This is a genomic window from Thalassotalea nanhaiensis (assembly GCF_031583575.1).
GTDB lineage: Bacteria > Pseudomonadota > Gammaproteobacteria > Enterobacterales > Alteromonadaceae > Thalassotalea_A > Thalassotalea_A nanhaiensis.
Genome location: NZ_CP134146.1, coordinates 754973 through 776715, shown reverse-complemented (window position 1 = coordinate 776715; position 21743 = coordinate 754973). Strand labels below are relative to the sequence as shown.

Sequence of the window (21743 nt, the reverse complement as noted above, 5' to 3'; positions counted from 1 at the left end):
AAAAAGCAGCTACATAAGCTGCTCTTAATTATTTTTAAAATTAGCTTAATGCTAATCTTCATCCATAATTCCGCCAGGGCCGGCAAAGTTATCAAAACGAGAAAATTGACCTTGGAACGTTAATCGCACCCGTCCAATTGGACCATTACGTTGTTTACCTAAAATTATTTCAGCCGTTCCTTTGTCGGCAGAATCATCGTTATAAACTTCATCACGATAGATAAACATGATCAAATCAGCATCTTGCTCAATTGAGCCAGATTCACGTAAGTCTGAGTTTACCGGCCTTTTATCTGCACGTTGCTCAAGACTACGGTTTAGCTGTGATAGCGCAACAACCGGTACTTGTAATTCTTTCGCTAACGCTTTTAATGAACGTGATATTTCAGCAATTTCCAAAGTACGGTTATCACTAAATTGTGGCACTCGCATCAGCTGAAGGTAATCAATCATGATCATTGAAATACCACCATTATCACGAGCAACACGTCTGGCACGAGAGCGAACTTCTGTTGGGGTAAGACCTGCGGCATCATCAACAAACATTTTACCTTTTTCCATCAACAATCCCATTGTTGATGAAAGGCGAGCCCAATCTTCATCACCAAGTTGACCGGTACGAATTTTGGTTTGGTCAATACGCCCAAGAGATGCAAGCATACGCATCATAATTTGATCGGAAGGCATCTCTAGTGAAAATATAAGTGCAGGCTTATCTTGCATCATTGCCGCGTTTTCAGCCAAGTTCATCGCAAACGTTGTTTTACCCATTGAAGGACGAGCAGCAACGATGATCAGATCTGACGGCTGTAAACCAGCGGTCATTTTATCAAGATCAGAAAAACCGGTAGAAACGCCTGTTACACCACCATGTGGTTGGCCGTAAAGTTTTTCGATTTTATCAACGGTCTTTTCCATAACCGTATGAATATTTTCAGGGCCTTCTGATTTACTTGCACGCTGTTCGGCTATTTGGAAAACTTTTGATTCGGCAAAATCCAGTAATTCACTGCTTGGTCTACCTTGAGGGTCATAACCTGCATCAGCGATTTCATGAGCAACTTTAATTAATTCACGAGTAACAGCACGCTCACGAACGATATCGGCATAGGCACATATATTGGCCGCACTTGGAGTGTTTTTCATCATCTCTGCAAGGTACACAAAGCCACCAACATCATCGATTTGTTGTTGGTTCTCTAATCCTTCAGATAATGTAATAAGATCGACTGGGTTGCCTTTTTCGATCAACTCACCAATGCTTTCAAAAATAATACGATGGGCACGTGAATAGAAGTCATTACTAACAACACGCTCAGCAACATTATCCCATGAGTTATTATCAAGTAATAAACCACCTAACACCGACTGCTCGGCTTCTAATGAATGAGGAGCAATTTTTAGCTGATCAACCTGTTTATCATTTGCTTTTTTAAAGTCTTTCTTGAAGTCTTTTTTGAAATCTTGCTGTTGAGCCATTATTACTTGAGTCCCACATCGAAAATATATTTGGTATTTGTATGAATGCTATTATCGCTAATTTAACAGTTCAAGATAAGCTATTAATGAAAATAATTGAAGAGAAACTTACTTAGTTTAGAAAATTAACCAATAAACTAATTTAATGTTCAGGGTCCTGTGGACAATGGCTTAATATTTTAGTGCGCATTTCTTTATCTTGCGTTACTAAATTTACATCAAACTGCCAAAGGTAATGTAAGTGTTTTATAACTTCGTCTTTATTGTCAGCTAATTTAACATTGTTGTGCGGAATATATTCCAAAGTTAACGAACGATCCCCTTCAATATCTGCATTAATAATTTGAATATTGGCTTCGATATGACTCAAATCGTATTGTTTAGCCAATGCGCTGCGAATTTTCTGATAGCCTTTTTCATTGTGTATCGCACTCACTTCTATGTGACTTTTGTCTTCATCGTCGCAAAGTTCAAAGAATTTAAACTCTCGTATTAAGTGCGGGGAAAGGTACTGACTGATAAAACTTTCATCCTTGTAATTTTGCATCGCTGATGTAACCGCATCAAGCCAATTACTACCGGCAAGCTCTGGAAACCACTCTTTATCTTCCTCACTAGGATGCTCGCAAATACGGCGTATATCTGAAAACATGTTAAACCCCAAGGCATATGGGTTTATACCTGAATATTGTGGCGAATTATAAGCCGGCTGATTGATCACATTTGAATGGTGATGTAGAAACTCGAGCATAAATTTATTCGTCAGTAAGCCTTCATCAAATAGGTGATTAATAATGGTGTAATGCCAAAAGCAAGCCCAGCCTTCATTCATTACTTGCGTTTGTTTTTGCGGATAGAAGTATTGAGCGGTTTTTCGAACGATTCGTACAATTTCCCTTTGCCACGGGGCAAGCAAAGGGGCATTTTTTTCAATAAAATATAATATATTTTCCTGTGGAGATTCAGGAAAAATCAATTCATTGGATCTCATTTTAGCTCGTTCTGTGTTATTGCTATCGAGCTTTTGCCATAATTGATCCACTTGTGATTGCAAATACCTCTCTCGCTCTTGTTGTTGCTCTAACTCTTTTGCTAACGACATCTTTTGTGGTCTTTTATAGCGATCTACACCATGACTCATTAATGCATGACATGCATCCAGAGTAGCTTCTACTTCATTTATGCCATGTATTTGTTCACATTCATGGATATAGTTTTTTGCAAACAATAAGTAATCAATAATGGAGTCCGCCTCGGTCCAAGTACGGAATAAATAATTCCCTTTAAAAAAAGAATTATGCCCATAGCTTGCGTGTGCCATAACCAAAGCCTGCATGGTTAGGGTATTTTCTTCCATCAAATAAGTAATGCAAGGATTCGAGTTAATTACTATTTCGTAAGCTAGCCCCATATGACCGCGCATATAGTTTTGTTGAGTTTGTAAAAACCGCTTACCAAAGCTCCAATGATTATATCCAATAGGCATACCGATGCTGGCGTAAGCATCCATCATTTGCTCCGAGGTGATCATTTCAATCTGATTAGGATAAGTATCCAGTTGATAAAAATTTGCGACCCGCTTTATCTGCTGCTTATATTTTTCCAGGTAGTCAAAGGTCCACTCGGCACAATCGGGTAATTTTTCAAAGTTAAAATCAATGGCCATATTGCCCCCAAGCAGCATTTATACTTGCTGTCTTTTTAAATAAATCCCTAAATACCGGGTAAATGTCTGCTACTTCAGTAATTTGCCTCATGGTGAAATTTGGATATTTATCAATAAGTCTTTGATACTCCAGCCATAATGATTTTGACTCATTGTTATTAATCTCTATATAACTATAAAATCGAATTATCGGTAGTATTTTCTCAGCTAATAATTGATAGCACTTGGGTGTATCATCCTGCCAATTATCACCGTCTGAAGCTTGTGCTACATAGATATTCCAGTCTTTAGAGTTATAGCGTTTTTTGATAATTTCATAGAGTAATTTCAGTGCGCTTGAAATGATGGTTCCGCCAGTTTCCTTTGAATAAAAAAAATCTTGCTCATCAACCTCTGTGGCTTGGGTATGGTGAATGATATACACCACATCAATGGTTTTATAATTTCGTGTTAAAAATAGATACAGCAAAATATAAAAGCGTTTCGCCATGTCTTTAGTGGCTTGTACCATAGAGCCGGAAACATCCATTAAGCAAAACATCACTGCCTTTGAAGAAGGGATCGCTTGTTTATCATAATTTCGATAACGCAAATCAAACGTGTCAATAAATGGTACTTTGGCTATTTTGTTTTTCAGCGCTGTAATTTCTTCTGTTAACCGAGTTTTTTCTGCTGTTTTTTGACTTCCCTGTTGTTCCAGCAATGCAAACTGTTGCTGACAATGTTTAATTTGTTTACGCTTATCACTCGTCATTGCCATTCGTCTTGCGATAGAGCCTTGTAATGACTTCACAATATCAATATTGGCAATAGCGCCCTCGTTACAAAACCCAGAGCGTACTGTTTTGTAGTCAATTAATTTATCAATTTGGTTAAATTGCAAGTTAGGTAACTCTAAATCGTCAAACAGTAAATGTAGATATTCATCTGCCGAAATTGAAAAAATAAAATCATCCTCACCTTCGCCAGTATCGCTTGCTCCACTCTCGCCAGTTCCTTTGCCTTTAGGTGCATTGGGCCTTGGTATTTTATCTCCCTCACTAAACTGATCATTACCGGGATAAATACGCTCTTTAATGCCTCCCTCTCCTTGCTTAAAGCTAGGTTCTGTTAAGTCTTTTTTGGAAATGCTGACATCTTCATCAGATTGATGATCAGTAACTTTACGACGATTAATGGATTCGGCTAAAGAACGCTTAATTTGGCTTTTATAACGACGTACAAACCTTTGGCGATTGACCATAGATTTGTTTTTTGCATTCAAACGTTTGTCGATAAAAACAGCCATTATTCATTCCCCCTGCCATTAAGATGATTTCCTAACTCGTAAGTACCATTCAGACAATAGTCGTACTTGTTTAGCCGTATAACCTTTGGTGATCATTCGTTGTACAAACTCATCGTGTTTTTGTTGGTCCTGTGACGATGATTTTGTGTTAAATGAAATTACAGGTAGCAAGTCCTCAGTGTTAGAGAACATTTTTTTCTCGATTACTGTGCGAAGTTTTTCATAACTGGTCCACAGCGGATTTTTGCCGTTATTATTCGCTTTCGCTCGTAGAACAAAGTTAACAATTTCATTACGAAAATCTTTAGGGTTAGAGATACCTGCTGGTTTTTCAATTTTTTCCAACTCATTGTTCAAGGTTGAACGATTGAGGATTTGTCCGGTATCCGTGTCTCGGTATTCTTGGTCCTGTATCCAAAAATCTGCATAAACAACATATCGGTCGAAAATGTTTTGCCCGTACTCAGAATAAGATTCAAGGTATGCGGTTTGGATCTCTTTTCCAATAAACTCTATATATTCTGGGATCAAATACCCTTTTATAAACTCTAAATACGAATCCGCTGTTTCTTTCGCTAATTGCTCTCGCTCAATTTGTTGCTCAAGTACATAAAATAAATGAACGGGATTTGCTGCTATTTCTAGATGATCAAAATTAAATACTCGCGCAAGAATTTTAAAGGCGAACCGAGTCGATACACCCGACATCCCTTCATCAACACCGGCAAAATCTCGATACTCTTGGTATGATTTTGCTTTCGGATCGGTATCCTTTAATGATTCGCCGTTATAAACCTTCATTTTCGAATAAATGCTTGAATTTTCTGGCACCACTAAGCGAGATAAAATCGAAAACTGCGCCAAAATATTTAGTGTGGACGGCGCACATTGCGCATCACTTAACTCACTGTTGTCGAGTAGTTTTTGATAAATCTTCACTTCCTCTGACACTCTTAGACAATACGGGATTTTAACGATGTAAACTCTGTCGAGAAACGCTTCATTGTTTTTATTATTTTTAAAGGTTATCCATTCTGATTCATTTGAATGAGCCAACAACACCCCTGAAAACGGTAATGCAGACAACCCTTCAGTAGAGTTGTAATTACCTTCTTGGGTTGCTGTTAATAACGGGTGTAATACCTTAATTGGTGCTTTAAACATCTCTACAAATTCCATCAATCCCTGGTTGGCTCGACATAAAGCACCTGAATAGCTGTAAGCATCAGCATCATTTTGAGCAAAGTGTTCTAGTTGCCTGATATCAACTTTACCAACAAGTGATGAAATATCCTGATTGTTGTCATCGCCTGGCTCAGTTTTGGCAATGGCAATTTGATCGATTATAGAAGGGTGTAATTTAACCACCTTAAATTTTGAGATATCACCGTTAAACTCATGCAAACGTTTCACGATCCAAGGCGACATAATTGTGTTTAGATATCGAGGTGGAATTTTGTATTCTTCGGTGAGAATTTTACCATCCGCCTCAGGGTCAAATAAGCAGAATGGGTGATCATTTACCGGGCTACGCTCACCATTAGCGCTGAGTACGTAAATAGGTATTTGCTGCATTAGCTCTTTCAGCTTTTCTGCTAATGAAGATTTACCGCCACCTACAGGTCCTAATAGATACAGTACTTGTTTCTTTTCTTCTAGCCCTTGTGATGCATGAGTTAGATAAGACACTATTTGCTCAATGGCTTCTTCCATACCAAAAAAGTCAGCAAAAGCTGGGTAACGAGTGATCACACGGTTTGAGAATAGCCGACTTAAAACTAAATCTTGCGAAGTATCAATTAATTCTGGCTCGCCTATAGCAGCCAATAACCGCTCTGCTGCATTAGCATAGGTTAATTTGTCATTACGACAAAGCTCAAGAAATTCAGTTAACGTTAGCTCTTCTTCTTTAGCTAAGTCGTAGCGGCTCTGATAATGCTTGAAAATACTCATATTCGCCCCCGCAATTCATTGTCTTCATAGTATTAGACCGTAAAATGCGGGTTTTATTGGCGAAAAAAGAAAATTATTTTGTAAATATATACGTTAAAAGAGGATGGGATATTTATTAAGGTAAAAAAATATAGTTTAAAATTAGTTGGTTACCTAAAGCTTAAACTCTTTTCAAACTATATTAATATACCCGTTACCAATCAAGATGTAGGTTTCAGAGCGCTTGAGCCATTCCAATACAAGGCGCAGTTATGTAGTAATGGTTATTCCCTAACAAATAGCTGCAACGAAGTAGTGGGGTTGCTCAAGAGCTTCTTCGATGGGTTTAAATGCAATTTATGCCGCGTTATTAATTTTAACAATGGAACAACCATTCTCTAAATTTAATGCCTTACCTAAATTGCTTTTAACTCCCACTGAAATCCTGCACTTTGAATGGTAACGGGTATAAAAATTTATTTAATCGGTATAAAAGCCCCGGCTAAAAGCGTAATTTTACATTACCTGATACGGTCGACATTTTGACCGAAGCACTGCCTGAGCCAGTTTGAGTTGATAATTTAGAATGCGGCCCGTATTTTGCCTTTTCTACTTTATCGTCAGTTAATTGGTTTGTTATTCTACCACCTGCGTGAGAGTCTACCCGTATATCGGCATTGACGCCTTTTTGTAGTGCAAGTTTTAAGTTACCACTTACCGTCGACATTTTTAATAAGCCATCATCACTCAGTTCAAGTTCAGCATCAACATTACCACTAATGCTTGAAAGTTCAGCATCGACAACATTATTTAAGTTAATTTCTAAATCACCTGAAATCACATTGGCAACCACTTCTTTGGCCGTACTTTCGGCCTTAATATCACCGCTTACCGCATGATATTCGACATTACCTGAAGAATTGGTGTCTTTAATGTCACCACTTACTGTCGACAAGTGTATTCTGCCAGTTAACGATTTAGACATTACATCACCACTCACACTTTCAATATCAATACGTTCTGCAGCTAAGTTGTCTACTGTAACATCGCCACTTACGGTTCTTGCTTGAACATCATTGCTAATGTCGCTAATGGTAATATCACTAGAGACTCCCTGAAATTGGACTTTTGAGCCATGTGGAACTTCAATAACGAGATCAGTTTCTTGTTCGTCATTATCCCAAAAGCTGCTGTTCATATTTGACGGCATTTTTACTTGAATAATGACATTGTCGCCCTCGGCTTTGAAGATAAAGTCAGTAGCTTTCTCATCAAGCTTACCTACGACCCATACTTCGTTAGTATCCGTTCCTTTTACGACCACTTCACCACGTAAATTATCAATACTAATGTTGGCATTATTACTCACAGATAACTTTTCATCGACGTCTTTAGCAAACACCGGAAGTGTTAATGAAAATGCTAAAATTGCTAAGCTGATCTTTGAGGTGTTTTTATAAAACTTCATACATTTCTCTTTGTCATAACTGACGTAAATTATCTCTAGTTGCCGTTAAATTGTTTGCTACTAAATTGTCTGCCATTGGGGACTATACAATTGCTCAATTAAATTCAGTTCTTGTTGCTGTGTCCATTTTAATAAATTTAGCAAGTCGGCATTATCTGGGTCATCTGCCAAAGCATTTATCAATGACTTCCTGGCTGAATCTAATTCTTCAAATTGTGATTGAATTTCTATTGGTAATGCTTTTAAGTCTGGTTCGCCAAAACTAACTAACATGCTGTTTTTTTCTTGGCTGTACTGTTGCTGAATTACATCTATCGCACTTACTTGTGCTACTTGCACAGGTTTATTGGTATTAATATTCCAGGTTAGTACTACAGCTAAAGCAACTGAAGCAGCCCAAGCATAAGGCGCAAAATTAGCTTTTTTAGGAACACTGTCTTGCTGAGAGTTATGTTCAATAGCGTGCTCAATTCCCGCCCACAAATCACGTTCAGGCGTTATATCTTTAGCAAGGTTATCTATTTGTGTTTGTAATTCTTGATCTGATATTGGCTTGTTCATAGTTACAACCACTCTTTTAGTAATGTTCTGGCACGGTGGAAGTGAGATTTACTCGAGCCCACCGCCATATTTAACATTGTTGCAATTTCTTCATGTCTGTAGCCTTCTACGGCAAATAATACAAACACAATTCGAGCTCTTTCGGGTAAACGTAAAATCATTTTGTCCAAGTCAGATAAGTCCTGTATCTCATTACCTGCTTGCTCAGCTTGCGGCTGTTCTTCAATACTAAAAACTTTTTGTACCCAGCTTTTTTGTTTACGCATGTGGGTCAATACGGTATTGGTTGCTACCGAATGTAACCAGGTAGAAAACTTGGCATCACCACGAAAGTTCTCTATTTTTAACCACACTTGCACAAACACTTCCTGCGCTACATCATCAGCCTGGTCACGACTGGACAGCATACGCAAACATAAGGCATAAACTCGGCCAATATGTAACTTATACAAATGGTTAAATGCGTGACGATCGCCGGCCTTGGCGTTTGTTATCCATTCTTGCTCCTGCTTTTGCGCAAAAACATCTTCGGCATTTATCACTGTGCTTGTTGCAGACAATTTATTTAAATCCTAAAGGGCTATTTTGTTTTTCAATAAGTAAGATGCAGTAAATATTAAAAAGGTTTAAAAAATAATTATTTTTTTAATATATAACATTTATAACAAGTAGATAGAGTTATTTCTCACTCAGTGAGAATTAAATCAAATTGCCATCTAGGACTAGAAAGGAGCAGTAAATTATTTTTTCAGATTTGGACAAGTTTTAATTGAAAGGACGACGTATAAACCGATCGCCAATAATATAGAGGTTGCTAGTTTTCCATAAATATTAGGCACCGCTAAGAATACAGAGAAACTTCCAAAAATAACGATTGAAAGCACAGCTATTGATTTAGCTTTTTTAGGAATACATCGATTCTTTTGCCAGTTATGAATTATTGGGCCAAATAATTTATTGTTGATTAACCATTTATGGCAACGCGTTGATGATTTAGCAAAGCACGCTGCTGCAACCAATAAAAAAGGGGTTGTTGGCAGTACCGGTAAGACAATACCAATAATAGCTAAGGCAACAAAACCAAACCCAACGGCTAAATAGAGAAATCGCTTCATTGATGCTGCCTTACGTCATTATGTCTAGTGATGTTATGAGTAAGGGTTGTTTTCGCGGTATTTAATTTGCATACCTTGTAAAAAGTTACGCATTACTTGGTCTTTACACTCACGATAATGTTTATGACCAACTTTTCTGAAAAAGGCACTTAATTCAGACTTACCAATACGTAAATCGGCTAAGGCTAAAATCGCCAGCATATCTTCATCATTAAGATTTAAAGCAATTTTAAGTTTACGCAAAATAATATTATTGTTTAACCTAGATTCTGGTTTTGGCTGTGGACCTTCACGTTTACCGCGATTTTTATTAATTAAACCATTTAAAAACGTCGCTAATTGCGTATCTGTTAAGTTGATATATTTATCATCATCTTCTTTGCGTAACCAATGATGGTATTTTTCAATATCCACTTTCAATTCAGCTTGCGCAAAAATAGATAACATAGTGCTGTCGTCGTAATTAAATACAAAACGAATGCGGCGTAAAATATCGTTGTTAGTCATGGTCTCTCACTGTGTACAGTTTAGCTTAGTGAACTGAATCATTGGATTTGGGTAATATCGATCATTGCTTCACGGCTATGACCTGTTAGTGCTAACGCATCAATATATTCTTGCCAAAGGCGAGCTTTATTATGTGCATATTCTTGCAATAGTTGAGCGCTGTATATTGCACTATGTTGATCGTCAAAAATTAAACGAAAGCCGTGTTTAGCCAATGGTTCAATGGCAAGTAATTTGACCATTTTTTTATGGCTTACCGGGGCTTTCGCTTGGCCTTTTTTCGACGTTTGTTCATTTGGAGAGTATACACGCATAAATTCATAACTTAGGCTTTGGCTGAAATTATCAGCAAAGCTTAAGGTAAGTAAGTTTGTCTGTTCATTTAAGACAAGCTGAGTAATTTGCATGGTCTCTCCAGAGTTAATAGTTACAAATTCAATTATAGAATAAAGCGGCTTAAATCTTCATCTTTAACAAGAATATCCAGCTTAGCTTCAACATAGTCTTTGTTTATAACAATTGTTTCACCTGATTTAGCATCCGCTTGGAAAGATAATTCTTCAATTAAACGTTCCATCACAGTATGTAAACGACGAGCACCAATGTTTTCGGTGGTTTCATTTACTTGCCATGCAGCTTTTGCAATCGCTTGAATACCGTCTTCGGTAAATTCAACTTTAACCCCTTCAGTGGCCAACAGCGCGATATATTGTTCGGTTAATGACGCGTTTGGCTCGGTTAAAATACGAACAAAATCTTCTACAGTTAATGCACGAAGCTCTACTCGAATTGGTAAACGACCTTGTAACTCAGGAATTAAGTCACTTGGTTTAGCCATTTGAAATGCGCCGGATGCGATAAATAAAATGTGATCAGTTTTCACCATACCATGCTTAGTGCTCACGGTTGAACCTTCAACTAATGGCAGTAAATCACGTTGAACACCTTCACGAGAAACGTCTGGCCCTGAGGTGTCTCCACGCTTACAGATTTTATCGATTTCATCAATAAATACGATACCATTTTGCTCTACGGCATTAATTGCTTTTTCTTTAAGCTCTTCCGGGTTCACCATTTTACTGGCTTCTTCTTCTTGTAAAGCTTTAAACGCATCTTTAATTTTCAATTTGCGTTTTTTGGTTTTATCTTGTGACATGTTTTGGAACATGCTTTGCAATTGATTGGTCATGTCTTCCATACCAGGAGGCGCCATGATTTCCATGCCAATTTGCTGCTGTGCTACATCAATTTCAATCTCTTTATCGTCTAACTTACCTTCACGTAATTTCTTACGGAACACTTGACGAGTTGATGAATTATCAGTTGTTTCATCTTCACCGAAAGAGTTTTTCGGGTTAGGAATAAGCACATCTAAAATACGTTCTTCAGCGGCTTCTTCAGCCAAGTGCTTAACACGAGTCATTTCTAACTCTTTGGTTAATTTAACTGACATATCGGCAAGATCGCGAATGATAGTCTCAACTTCTTTACCAACGTATCCTACTTCAGTGAACTTTGTTGCTTCCACTTTAATAAATGGGGCATTGGCAAGTTTTGCTAAACGACGGGCAATTTCTGTTTTACCAACACCGGTTGGGCCAATCATTAAAATATTTTTTGGAGTAACTTCAGTACGCAACTCTTCATTAAGTTGCATACGACGCCAGCGGTTACGAAGGGCAATAGCTACCGCTTTTTTAGCATCATTTTGGCCAATGATATGGCAATCTAATTCGTGAACAATTTCACGAGGAGTCATATTAGACATGGAAAATTCCTCTTTGATACCGGCCATTACAGCGAGCAAAAACCAATATCATAGTAATAAGTTTAAATTTCGTCGATGGTTTGAGTTAAGTTGGTAAATACACAGATATTACCGGCAATTGTTAAAGATTTTTCAACAATATCTCGAGCTGATAATTCGGTGTTTTCCAACAGCGCTAAAGCAGATGCTTGAGCGTAATTACCACCAGAGCCAATAGCAATTAAGTCATTCTCAGGCTGAACAACATCGCCGTTTCCAGTGATGATTAAAGAAGCCGTTTCATCGGCAACAACCAGCATTGCTTCTAGTTTTCTTAAGGCACGATCACTGCGCCAGTCTTTGGCAAGTTCAACGGCCGATTTGGTAAGATGGCCTTGGTGCATTTCAAGTTTACTTTCAAAACGCTCAAATAAGGTGAAGGCATCAGCAGTACCGCCAGCAAATCCTGCTAGTACTTTGTCATTATATAAACGACGAACTTTTTTAGCATTACCTTTCATCACGGTATTGCCCAACGATACTTGACCATCGCCGCCAATACATACTTTACCGTTGCGTCTTACAGATACGATAGTAGTCACATTAAACCTCTATAAATAAAACGAGGTGTCTTTTGTCAAATTGACAAAACAGACACCCCGGAAAGAATCTTAAAGTATAGATGGGTTCAGATATTAGTTTTTCAAGTCCAAAGCCATATTTGACAATAATTGATCTTATTTCGCTTTAACTTATGCTTGGCGCTTTCGGCCATGCGCTTACGTTCAAATGGCCCAAGTACAACTTTATACCAAACACCATTTTTACCGTTGGTTTTTCGAATATCGGATCCTAAACCGGCAAACGCGATATTGGCTTTTAGCTCTTGCGCTTGTTGTAGCTTTCTAAAAGAGCCACATTGCATTTGATAAGGCCCCTTCTCTTCAACCTCATAATCGCCCACTTCAACTTCTTTATTAGGCAAGTCGTCCATATAGGTCCATTTTTCGGTAGGAATTTCGGGCAAGATATCTTCAATAACAGCAGGTTTTGGCTCTGACAGTTCAATTTCAGCCACTTCAACATCTGGAGCATTATCACTCATGAAATTTAAGCTAAACACAAAACCGGATACCAACACCACAATGAAGGCGAGTATGAACAAAGGTTTCATCGATGTTTTTTGTGCCTGCTTTTTAGCCTTAGGCTTGTAAGGGTTTTTCTTTTTTTTGGTTGCGCGGGGGCGAGCAACATAATCTTGATGAGCCATAGCACTCTACAATTGTTATAATTTGGGAAAATATGTATTTCTAAAGTTAATTCTAACGATCCAGACAACAATGTACAGTGTTAGTTTCTGCAATCATAAGGAAACAGTGCAGCACAGTTATCACTACACTGCATTTTGATGCTTACCAACTCAGTTCCTGTGGATCAATATCAATACTCCACCGTACTTTAGTGTTTAATTCATGGCAGCTAATATTTGTTAATATTTGCTGTACGCTGCGATGTAAGTCTTTACGTTCTTTGGCTTGTAATAATAAATGAAAACGATATTTGCCAGCTTTCTTTTCTTGTGCTGCAGCTATTGGACCACTCACCATACAACCAGTAAAATCTTGCTGGCTTACATCTCGCAAAAGCGCTTGTGGCGTACTAGGGTAATTGGCTTCCGCTCTAAATAATGCCTGAAAAGCAAATGGTGGGATCATTGCCTGTTCGCGCTCAATTAATGCGTAGCGAGCAAAGTGCTCATAACCATTTTGTACTAAATCTTGTAATAACGGGTGTTCTGGGTATTGAGTTTGCACCATAACTTTACCCGGTTTACTTTCTCGACCAGCACGGCCTGCAACTTGCACCAACAATTGCGCCATATGCTCTGGCGCTCTAAAGTCGTAACTAAATAATGCGCCATCTACATCCAATACCGCAACTAACGTTACATCAGGAAAGTGATGACCTTTTGCAAGCATTTGCGTACCGACCAATATTTGATGCTCTTTATCACTCACTTGCTGTAATAGTTTAGCGAGTTCTCCTTTACGACGGGTACTGTCTCGATCAATCCTTACCGAAGAATAATCAGGAAACAACTCTACCAAACGCTGCTCAAGCTGTTCAGTGCCTTGCCCTAATGGCTTAAGACGAACGCTGCCACAACTATCACATTGCCTTGTAATGCGCTTTTGACTGCCACAGTGATGACAAACTAATAAGTTTTGTCCTTGGTGCAAAGTGTATGGTTTATTACACCGTTGACATTCACATATCCAATTGCACTCCTGACAAGAAATGGCAGGGGCAAAACCGCGTCGGTTTAAAAATATCAACACTTGTTCGCCGCGTTTCAGTGTATCTTCTATGGCTTTTTTAAGCGTACCTGATAAACCAAATTCAACTTGCTCTCTGGCCATGTCAATCAGTGAAATACTTGCTTTGCTACTTTTACCTGCACGCTTTGTTAACTGATGGTATTGGTATTTACCAGATAAGGCATTTTGTAATGTTTCTAATGAAGGTGTTGCGGTGCCAAGTACAACAGGAATGTTCAATTGCCTTGCTCGTAATATCGCGACATCTCTGGCGTGATAACGAAACCCTTCCTGCTGTTTTAACGAGCCATCGTGCTCTTCATCGATAATGATAATTCCAGGTTTTACTAATGGCGTAAACACCCCTGAGCGAGTTGCAATAATAATTGCCGCTCTACCTTGCTTAGTTTGATGCCAAGTTTGTAAACGCTCTTTATCGTTTAACCCAGAATGATGCAACACCACAGGCACGCGAAAGCGTTTTTCAAATCGAGATAAGGTTTGTGGTGTTAGGCCGATTTCAGGCACAAGAACTAATACCTGTTTATTTTGCAGTAATACTTGCTCAATAATTTGCAAGTACACTTCTGTTTTACCGCTACCGGTAATACCATCAATTAAATGGCATGAAAAACTATCGAGTTGCTGATTGATACTACTGACAATAAGTGACTGTTCAACTGAGAGTTGCGGCTTATCACTATGATTTATCGATTTTTCTTTGCAAACGAAAGGCTCTTGTTTAACCGCTTGCTCAACAATAAGCTCTTTGCCAAGTAAGGCATTTAATTGCGCTTTGCTATACCCTGCCATTCGTATTTCCGGCCAAGTAAGTTCATCATGTTCACAAATAAATTCAAGCAAAGCTTTTTGTTTTGCTGCTGATTTTTTAAATCCATCGACAATGGCAGTAAACTCATCATCCGTTAAGCGTGAATTTTTTAACCAACATGCTGGCGGACTTAAATCAACGGGTTTAATTTGTCTTAACAATACCGGCAAAGCCTGCGTTACGACATCTCCAATAGGATGATGATAATAGCGCGCACATAAACTTAAAAAGTCGACCTGTTGCTCTGATAACCGTGACTCTTCACTTAACCGCTCAATAATAGCTTTAAGCTTACTGCTTTGAACATCACACTCGTCGCTTACAGCAAGCACTACACCAATTAAGTTACGGTGACCAAAAGGCACTAACACCCTATCACCTTTTACAAAGTTTTCTTGCTCTAATGCCGGTGGCACCAAGTAAGTAAAGCTTTGCCGCATAGGTATCGGTAAGGCAATTTGTAAGTAGGTTAACTGATTATCCAAGGTATTGGTCTAACTGATATTATTTTAATTTATTCTGACGAGTTAAAAGCAATTTGCCAAGTTAATTATTATCTAACGTTTACTTGGAAGTTGAGTAATTTAGATTATTCATAAAGTAATGTAATAAATTGTCTACTTTTTAACTATTTTAGTTGAACATCCGCTCTTGATCCCGTATGATCCGCCAACTTAAATTGTAACTCGTATGGTACTTGGCAATTGATCAAGCGGCGATACGGCCTTAAAAAATAGAGGTTTTCCATGAAAGAAAATATCCACCCAAATTACACAAGCATGAAAGCAACTTGTTCATGTGGTAACGTTATTGAAACTGAATCAACACGCGGTAAAGACATTTACTTAGACGTATGTTCTGCATGTCACCCGTTCTACACTGGTAAGCAAAAAGCTGCTGAAACTGGTGGTCGTGTTGATAAATTCAACAAACGTTTCGGTGCTCTTAAGTCTAAATAATCGACTTAATAACCGAATGAAAAAGCACCTTAGGGTGCTTTTTTTTTGCACATGAAAGTGCTTATCCTCCCGAGCCACGAATGGCGGATAGGGAGGGTTTACTCTCCATCCACAACCCCATTACTTCTAATTAATTTTATTTAACTCACAACAACTTAAAAACTTTCCTTGTTCCTTCATCCCTAAGGGTTATACTAGAATTAATTCAATTACTTAACCTATTGGCTAAGATGGAGTAAATCATGGAATACAACACCTCAGAACTATGTAATTTATATGCTGACTCAATAGATGTCTTAGAGCCAATGTTAAGTAATTATGGTGGGCGTAGCTCTTTTGGTGGTACGGTTGTGACCATTAAATGTTTTGAATCTAACGGCATCATAAGTGAAATCGTTGAACAAGATGGCACAGGTAAAGTGCTAGTCATTGACGGTGGCGGTTCAACAAGACGTGCTTTAATCGACTCTTATATCGCCGAAACTGCAGCTAAGAATGGCTGGGAAGGTATCATTTGTTATGGCAGTGTACGCGACGTTGATTTACTTGAAGAGATTGAACTTGGCATTCAAGCTATGGTTTCAATCCCGGTTGGCGCGGAAGATACCGATGTAGGTGAAACAGACTTAGCAGTAAACTTTGCTGGCGTAACCATATTGCCTGACGATCATATTTACGCTGATAATACCGGTATCATCTTATCGCAAGACGCTCTCGATATTGATTAATAAAGATGCCATGGCCTTATTCTGCCATGGCTCTTTTAATGTAAATAATACTATTATTTTTGACTTCGATAATCAGGATCCAACCAACAACGAGGTAGTTCTTCTCCTGAAAGAAAAACTAAATCTGCTTTATTAAACTCTTCAGGATCTTGTAACTCTTCACCTGCTTGATATCTTCCTGAAACACGTTGATGAAATAAATTGGTCAAATCGCTAATATCGCTAACATCCACCATATCACCATTGTTTCTGTGTTTTAAAAACATAAGTCACCTCGATAATTAAAAACCAACCATCACTTATATTATAGTAATCAAACAAGAATTTATCATTCATCGTAACTGTTGCGCTCTTTCGGTATATCACTTAAGTACTCAACAAACTCTACTTCATAACCATTAGGATCTAAAAAATATACATTGTTTCGATAGGCTGAATCTGCACCATCTTTAGCAATGTCAAAACCAGATGTTTTCAAGCGGTCAATCAAAGCACTTAAATTGCTTGTTACGAAAGCAAAATGGGCTAAACCAACTTGGTGGCCGCTAAGATCTCGGTTATCGCCAACACCATCATCATTAAATGTCAGATATTGGTAATCATCGCCAAAGTGTAGCCAGTTTCTTGGCTTACCGTACCAGAGCGCCTCCCCACCACCACGTACTTGCCAGTGTGGAAAAGCAGCTTGATAAAACTTTAATGTGCTTGGAATATCTTGCACAACTAAATTCAGGTGTTCTAAATACAACATGGATTTTCCTTATTAGTATGTATGAATTAATGGCTTATTTGTTATGCATTGTTTGAATAAATAAATGACAAAATGCGCTGATATAGGGATGTTTATTATCTCTTTGATCCAATGTAAGGTTTCTTGCTTGGGCTTTAATAGTAGTCATAGTGTTGCTCCTTTTTAGTAATTGAGCACATCATAAAACCTCAACCAAACTTGAGGTAAAGCGTTTTTTTCATTAATATGAAAAAAAATCCCAATTGGTTAGAGGTGTGCATGTTAGAAGAAGCAAATCTTGCTGTCGGTAGTGTTGCCAAGCGATGTGGCGTTAAAGTTTCAACGTTACATTTCTATGAAGAAAAAGGATTGATCAGAAGCTGGCGTAACCAAGGCAATCAAAGAAGATATAAACGAGATGTGTTGAGGCGAATATCGGTGATTAAAGCCGCTCAAAAAATGGGAGTAAGCTTAGAAGAGATAAAAACTGTTTTTGCCACTTTGCCTGATAAACGCACACCAAATAAAGATGACTGGGCCAGATTATCGCGAGAATGGCAACAGCAACTCAATCAGCGTATTGCTTACATGGAAAAGTTGAGAGACTCGTTAACGGGTTGTATTGGTTGCGGGTGTTTGTCTATGACAAAATGTCCAATTTATAACCCAGAAGATATACTCGCAGAAGATGGAGTTGGGCCGTTAATTCTAGACAAATAAATTGTTGAAATAGGTAGAGATGGGCCGAAAACATCGACCCATTGATTATATTACAGCGTTGGCATTAAGCCTCGTTAGGCATAATTTTTACTTCTACACGACGGTTTAACGCTCTATTTTCTGGCGTATTATTGCTGACAATAGAACGTGATTCACCAAAGCCTACAGTACGTAAACGACTGGCTAAAATATCCTGATGCATCAAATAAACCTTCACACTTTCAGCACGTTTTTCAGACAGTGTTTGGTTATAACTTTCACTGCCGCTGCTGTCGGTATGGCCTTCAATTTTTAATAGCGTTTTATCGTATTTACCTAACACTTTAGCGACATCATTTAAGGTAGTATGAAAACTTGAGTTGATATTAGATTGGCTCGATGCAAACGTAATGTTGGCTGGCATTATCAAACGCAAATTATCGCCTTCACGCACAACCTTTATACCTGAGCCCGCAAGCTCTTGGCGAAACTCTTCTTCTTGTTTATCCATATAATCACCAATAGCGGCGCCAGCAAGTGCACCAATGGCTGCGCCCCAAACGGCACGTTTGTTTTTATGGTTACTGGTAGACTTACCCAAAACAGCGCCTGTGATGGCGCCAATAGCTGCCCCTTTGCTAGCGTTAGAAGAAGTTGATGCACAACCTGAAAAGATTAATGAAAGCGCTAAAACCGGAAAGATATATTTTTTCGTTGACATAAAGGGTCCAAATTTTGAAATGATGATTGTGATTATTATTAAAAAAGCAAGCTGAACGTAAGATGAACAACTTGCCCTATTTTACAAATTTTAAGTAAGTAATGTGTGTTTATTTATAAAACTTTTTTGCCTAGTTTGTATAAACCCATTAATGGATTAACACCATATTGATAACAAAGCTCTGCCGGTTGTTCGATATCCCACATGGCAATGTCAGCATCCATACCAACCGCTAATTCGCCAACTTTATCATCAATACCTAATGCTCTTGCAGCATTACAAGTAACCCCAGCTAATGCTTCAGTTGGAGTTAATCTAAATAATGTACAAGCCATGTTCAGCATTAATTGAATAGAGTTAATAGGTGATGAACCTGGGTTTGCATCACTGGCGATGGCTATTCGTACATTGTTAGCACGTAGCATTTCAATTGGTGGCAATTTGGTTTCTCTTAAGAAATAAAATGCCCCAGGTAACAACACCGCAACCATGCCACTTGCTTGCATGGCTTTTACGCCATCGTCAGATAAAAACTCCAGATGGTCACTTGATAAGGCATTATATTTTGCAGCCAGCTCAGTACCGCCCAGATCAGATAACTGCTCAGCATGTACTTTCACTCTTATATTATGTGCTTTGGCAGCACTAAACACAGCTTCAGTTTGAGCTAATGAAAAACCAATCCCTTCACAAAATACATCAACGGCATCGGCTAAATTTTGCTTGGCAACTTCAGGGATCATTTGCTCACATACAAGTTTAATGTATGCATCAGCATCGTCTTTATATTCTACCGGTAATGCATGCGCGCCTAAAAATGTTTTTTGCACAGTAACCGGCAAGCTGTCACTTAAACGATTTGCCACTTTTAACATTTTAACTTCGGTTTCTAAATCTAAACCGTAACCTGATTTTATCTCTAAACTGGTTACACCTTCTTTATGCAAGGCATTAAGGCGTTTGTAAGCACTTGCAAACAACTCATCTTCTGATGCTGCACGAGTCGCTTTTACCGTTGAAACAATACCACCGCCACTTTGCGCGATTTCTTCATAACTTGCACCTTGTAAACGCAGTTCAAACTCATTAGCGCGGTGCGAGCCATAAACAATATGAGTATGACAATCGATTAGGCCTGGACTTAACCATTGACCTTTACCATCAATTATTTCAACGTGACTTTCATCAAATTCAGGAAGTTGCTCTTTATTACCTAGCCAAACAATTTTACCGTCGTTAATTGCCAATGCACCATCCTCAATAGCGGCATAAGAAGTACCGCCTTGACTCATAGTCGCAATGTTTACATTAATAAATAGCATTTGCCAATTGGCGCTTGGTAAGGTCATATCGTTTTCCATTAACTGCAATAATAAGCGAAATGTAGCTTAAAACTTCAAGACTAGCAATACTTGTATATACAAGAAGGTAAAGTTTCTATTAAATATCAGCTATTGCATGAAGAAACATTTGTTCAATTTGTTCAACAATGGCTTTTACTTCTTCTTTTTGCCAATCTTTAATACGTGGCGTGTGTATATGTCCTACCGGTAAGTCAGGGTTAAATTGATTGCGAATTAAAATACTACGATACGAAATTTCATTCGACAAATAACCACCACCGGAGCCTTGCACGGCAGTTTGGTTCGACAATTCAGCTAAACTACTTGCTTCAAAATTACCCTTTTGTAACGTTTCAATTGCTGCGTTATCAATAACTTGATATTTACCTGTTGCTTTTTGCATTGCCGCAACCGGTAAACTGAACTCAACGAATTCAGGACCAGATAAAGGTTTACCTTGGTAAAAAGGAACTAAAGGATTCTTACTGTTTGCACCGGTGTAAACGCCTAAATTACCAGGTGCAACTGAACTGCGACGAAGTCCAGGAAAGCGCTCCAAGTAGAAATCTTTACGACCCATACTTATCGTAGTAACCATATCGATGTCACCTGATTTAATGTAAGGCGTTAACATCGTTTCTATCATGCCTTGGTCAAAATCGGCAAAACGCACCGGCACAATTAAGGTTTGTATTTCAGCTGTTACACCGCCTTGTTCAATCACTACACCATCTAAATTGATGGCCGCAATACCCGAAGGATTACTTTGAGCAATATTTCGGTGCAAATAAAATGGGTCAAAGCCGGTAACTAATATTTTTTTATCGGTATTTTTTGTGAACTTCACATCACTTAAACCACGGCTGGCTAATTCAAAATCGCTCATCAGTTTAGTTTGTGCCGTTTCCGGAAGTTGATAAAACGCAGCAGATACTCTTAACTGCTTAGCCATTTGTAAACGTCCCCAATACAGCGCTCTGTCATCAAAGGTTTTATTGGTTTGCATATGAGCTGTGGCTTGCTGCCATAACGTATTGGCAAATTGACTTGCTAGCGAATGTAAACTTTTTTCATTATCAACTTTTACAAGTTCGGCAGTGAATTGGTTAATTAATACATCAAACTGACTCGTAACTTGGGGAAGATCTTTTTTTGCTTTACCTATTTTGACTTCTTCAACGGTGAGATATGTATTTACGTTTGCTAGCGAATTACCGCTAAACACAACGGTACAGATTAACACTAAGGTATAAGTGATTTTATGCATGAGGTACAAAATTCCTAAAACGATTTTTATTGGGGCGATATTATACCAACCTGCATAAGTATATAGTCAACTCAGTGTTTATCAAACGCACTAGAACAATCTAAATTTGAAGCAGATAGTTATTCTATCTTCTTTAAATTTAGGGCCGTTATCGTGGGTTTGATAATCACCCAAAGGGCGATGCTAAAAGAGTTTTAAACTTCGTTAAACATTTTTTCAGTCGAATAACCACAGTACAAAATGAAAGCCTTGCCTAAAGCTCTTTTAGTATCGCTGAGTGACTCATTCCTTATGCAGATTGGTATTACATCATTTATTTGAAAAATCCTTTATTTTATATAACTTCCTTTAATGACTAAACACGCCAAATTTAAAACAATAAC

At 38.2% G+C, this 21743-nt stretch carries 22 protein-coding genes; 3 read left to right on the top strand and 19 right to left on the bottom strand.

Going from position 1 to position 21743, the window contains the following annotated elements; all coding sequences use genetic code 11:
* Positions 1 to 51: 51 nt before the first annotated feature.
* The 14 genes from dnaB to priA all read right to left on the bottom strand — a co-directional run bounded on the left by dnaB (position 52) and on the right by priA (position 15398).
* A complete protein-coding gene (dnaB, locus tag RI845_RS03520; RefSeq protein ID WP_348388378.1) occupies positions 52 to 1479 on the bottom strand; it encodes a replicative DNA helicase in 1428 nt (475 codons plus the stop codon).
* Positions 1480 to 1621: 142 nt separating this feature from the next.
* On the bottom strand, positions 1622 to 3145 hold the full coding sequence (locus RI845_RS03515; protein WP_348388377.1) for a SpoVR family protein: 1524 nt from the start codon (positions 3143 to 3145) through the stop codon (positions 1622 to 1624).
* A complete protein-coding gene (locus tag RI845_RS03510; RefSeq protein WP_348388376.1) occupies positions 3135 to 4433 on the bottom strand; it encodes a YeaH/YhbH family protein in 1299 nt (432 codons plus the stop codon). The genes RI845_RS03515 and RI845_RS03510 overlap by 11 nt, the downstream gene beginning before the upstream one ends.
* 18 nt (positions 4434 to 4451) lie before the next feature.
* On the bottom strand, positions 4452 to 6386 hold the full coding sequence (locus RI845_RS03505; protein WP_348388375.1) for a PrkA family serine protein kinase: 1935 nt from the start codon (positions 6384 to 6386) through the stop codon (positions 4452 to 4454).
* Positions 6387 to 6867: 481 nt separating this feature from the next.
* Positions 6868 to 7833, bottom strand: a complete 966-nt coding sequence (locus tag RI845_RS03500; RefSeq protein WP_348388374.1) for a DUF4097 family beta strand repeat-containing protein — start codon at positions 7831 to 7833, stop codon at positions 6868 to 6870.
* Between the two features lie 60 nt (positions 7834 to 7893).
* Positions 7894 to 8394, bottom strand: coding sequence for a hypothetical protein (locus RI845_RS03495; protein ID WP_348388373.1), 501 nt, complete (start codon positions 8392 to 8394; stop codon positions 7894 to 7896).
* Positions 8395 to 8396: 2 nt separating this feature from the next.
* Positions 8397 to 8954, bottom strand: a complete 558-nt coding sequence (locus RI845_RS03490; protein WP_405054088.1) for an RNA polymerase sigma factor — start codon at positions 8952 to 8954, stop codon at positions 8397 to 8399.
* Positions 8955 to 9134: 180 nt separating this feature from the next.
* Positions 9135 to 9509 carry a YbaN family protein gene (locus tag RI845_RS03485; RefSeq protein ID WP_348388372.1) on the bottom strand — a complete coding sequence of 125 codons (375 nt, stop codon included), beginning with the start codon at positions 9507 to 9509 and terminating at the stop codon, positions 9135 to 9137.
* Positions 9510 to 9542: 33 nt separating this feature from the next.
* Positions 9543 to 10016, bottom strand: a complete 474-nt coding sequence (locus RI845_RS03480; RefSeq protein ID WP_348388371.1) for a YehS family protein — start codon at positions 10014 to 10016, stop codon at positions 9543 to 9545.
* Between the two features lie 38 nt (positions 10017 to 10054).
* A complete protein-coding gene (locus tag RI845_RS03475) occupies positions 10055 to 10423 on the bottom strand; it encodes a gamma-butyrobetaine hydroxylase-like domain-containing protein (protein WP_348388370.1) in 369 nt (122 codons plus the stop codon).
* A 32-nt stretch (positions 10424 to 10455) separates the two neighbouring features.
* Positions 10456 to 11784: an HslU--HslV peptidase ATPase subunit gene (hslU, locus tag RI845_RS03470; protein ID WP_348388369.1), complete on the bottom strand. Its 1329-nt coding sequence runs from the start codon at positions 11782 to 11784 to the stop codon at positions 10456 to 10458.
* Positions 11785 to 11846: 62 nt separating this feature from the next.
* A complete protein-coding gene (gene hslV / locus RI845_RS03465; RefSeq protein WP_348388368.1) occupies positions 11847 to 12365 on the bottom strand; it encodes an ATP-dependent protease subunit HslV in 519 nt (172 codons plus the stop codon).
* A gap of 101 nt (positions 12366 to 12466) precedes the next feature.
* Positions 12467 to 13033: an SPOR domain-containing protein gene (locus RI845_RS03460; RefSeq protein ID WP_348388367.1), complete on the bottom strand. Its 567-nt coding sequence runs from the start codon at positions 13031 to 13033 to the stop codon at positions 12467 to 12469.
* A 142-nt stretch (positions 13034 to 13175) separates the two neighbouring features.
* Positions 13176 to 15398: a primosomal protein N' gene (gene priA / locus RI845_RS03455; protein WP_348388366.1), complete on the bottom strand. Its 2223-nt coding sequence runs from the start codon at positions 15396 to 15398 to the stop codon at positions 13176 to 13178.
* 261 nt (positions 15399 to 15659) lie between these two features.
* Between priA and rpmE the strand changes: the two genes are divergently transcribed.
* Both rpmE and rraA read left to right on the top strand, forming a co-directional pair.
* On the top strand, positions 15660 to 15872 hold the full coding sequence (gene rpmE, locus RI845_RS03450) for a 50S ribosomal protein L31 (protein WP_348388365.1): 213 nt from the start codon (positions 15660 to 15662) through the stop codon (positions 15870 to 15872).
* Positions 15873 to 16114: 242 nt separating this feature from the next.
* Positions 16115 to 16600, top strand: a complete 486-nt coding sequence (rraA, locus tag RI845_RS03445; protein ID WP_348388364.1) for a ribonuclease E activity regulator RraA — start codon at positions 16115 to 16117, stop codon at positions 16598 to 16600.
* 53 nt (positions 16601 to 16653) lie between these two features.
* Here rraA and RI845_RS03440 read toward each other — a convergent pair whose 3' ends face one another.
* Together RI845_RS03440 and RI845_RS03435 are read right to left on the bottom strand one after the other, a co-directional pair.
* Entirely contained in the window at positions 16654 to 16866 is a 213-nt protein-coding gene (locus RI845_RS03440; RefSeq protein WP_348388363.1) for an acetyltransferase, read from the bottom strand.
* Positions 16867 to 16928: 62 nt separating this feature from the next.
* Positions 16929 to 17351: a VOC family protein gene (locus RI845_RS03435; protein ID WP_348388362.1), complete on the bottom strand. Its 423-nt coding sequence runs from the start codon at positions 17349 to 17351 to the stop codon at positions 16929 to 16931.
* Between the two features lie 225 nt (positions 17352 to 17576).
* Here RI845_RS03435 and soxR point away from each other — a divergent pair, with 225 nt between their 5' ends.
* On the top strand, positions 17577 to 18050 hold the full coding sequence (gene soxR / locus RI845_RS03430; RefSeq protein ID WP_348388361.1) for a redox-sensitive transcriptional activator SoxR: 474 nt from the start codon (positions 17577 to 17579) through the stop codon (positions 18048 to 18050).
* A 64-nt stretch (positions 18051 to 18114) separates the two neighbouring features.
* On the opposite strand, the gene RI845_RS03425 is transcribed toward soxR, so the two are convergent.
* From RI845_RS03425 to RI845_RS03415, 3 genes are all read right to left on the bottom strand, one after another.
* A complete protein-coding gene (locus RI845_RS03425) occupies positions 18115 to 18750 on the bottom strand; it encodes an OmpA family protein (RefSeq protein WP_348388360.1) in 636 nt (211 codons plus the stop codon).
* A 113-nt stretch (positions 18751 to 18863) separates the two neighbouring features.
* Entirely contained in the window at positions 18864 to 20099 is a 1236-nt protein-coding gene (gene hutI, locus RI845_RS03420; RefSeq protein WP_348388359.1) for an imidazolonepropionase, read from the bottom strand.
* Positions 20100 to 20190: 91 nt separating this feature from the next.
* Positions 20191 to 21360: a pyroglutamyl-peptidase I family protein gene (locus RI845_RS03415; protein WP_348388358.1), complete on the bottom strand. Its 1170-nt coding sequence runs from the start codon at positions 21358 to 21360 to the stop codon at positions 20191 to 20193.
* Positions 21361 to 21743: the final 383 nt, after the last annotated feature.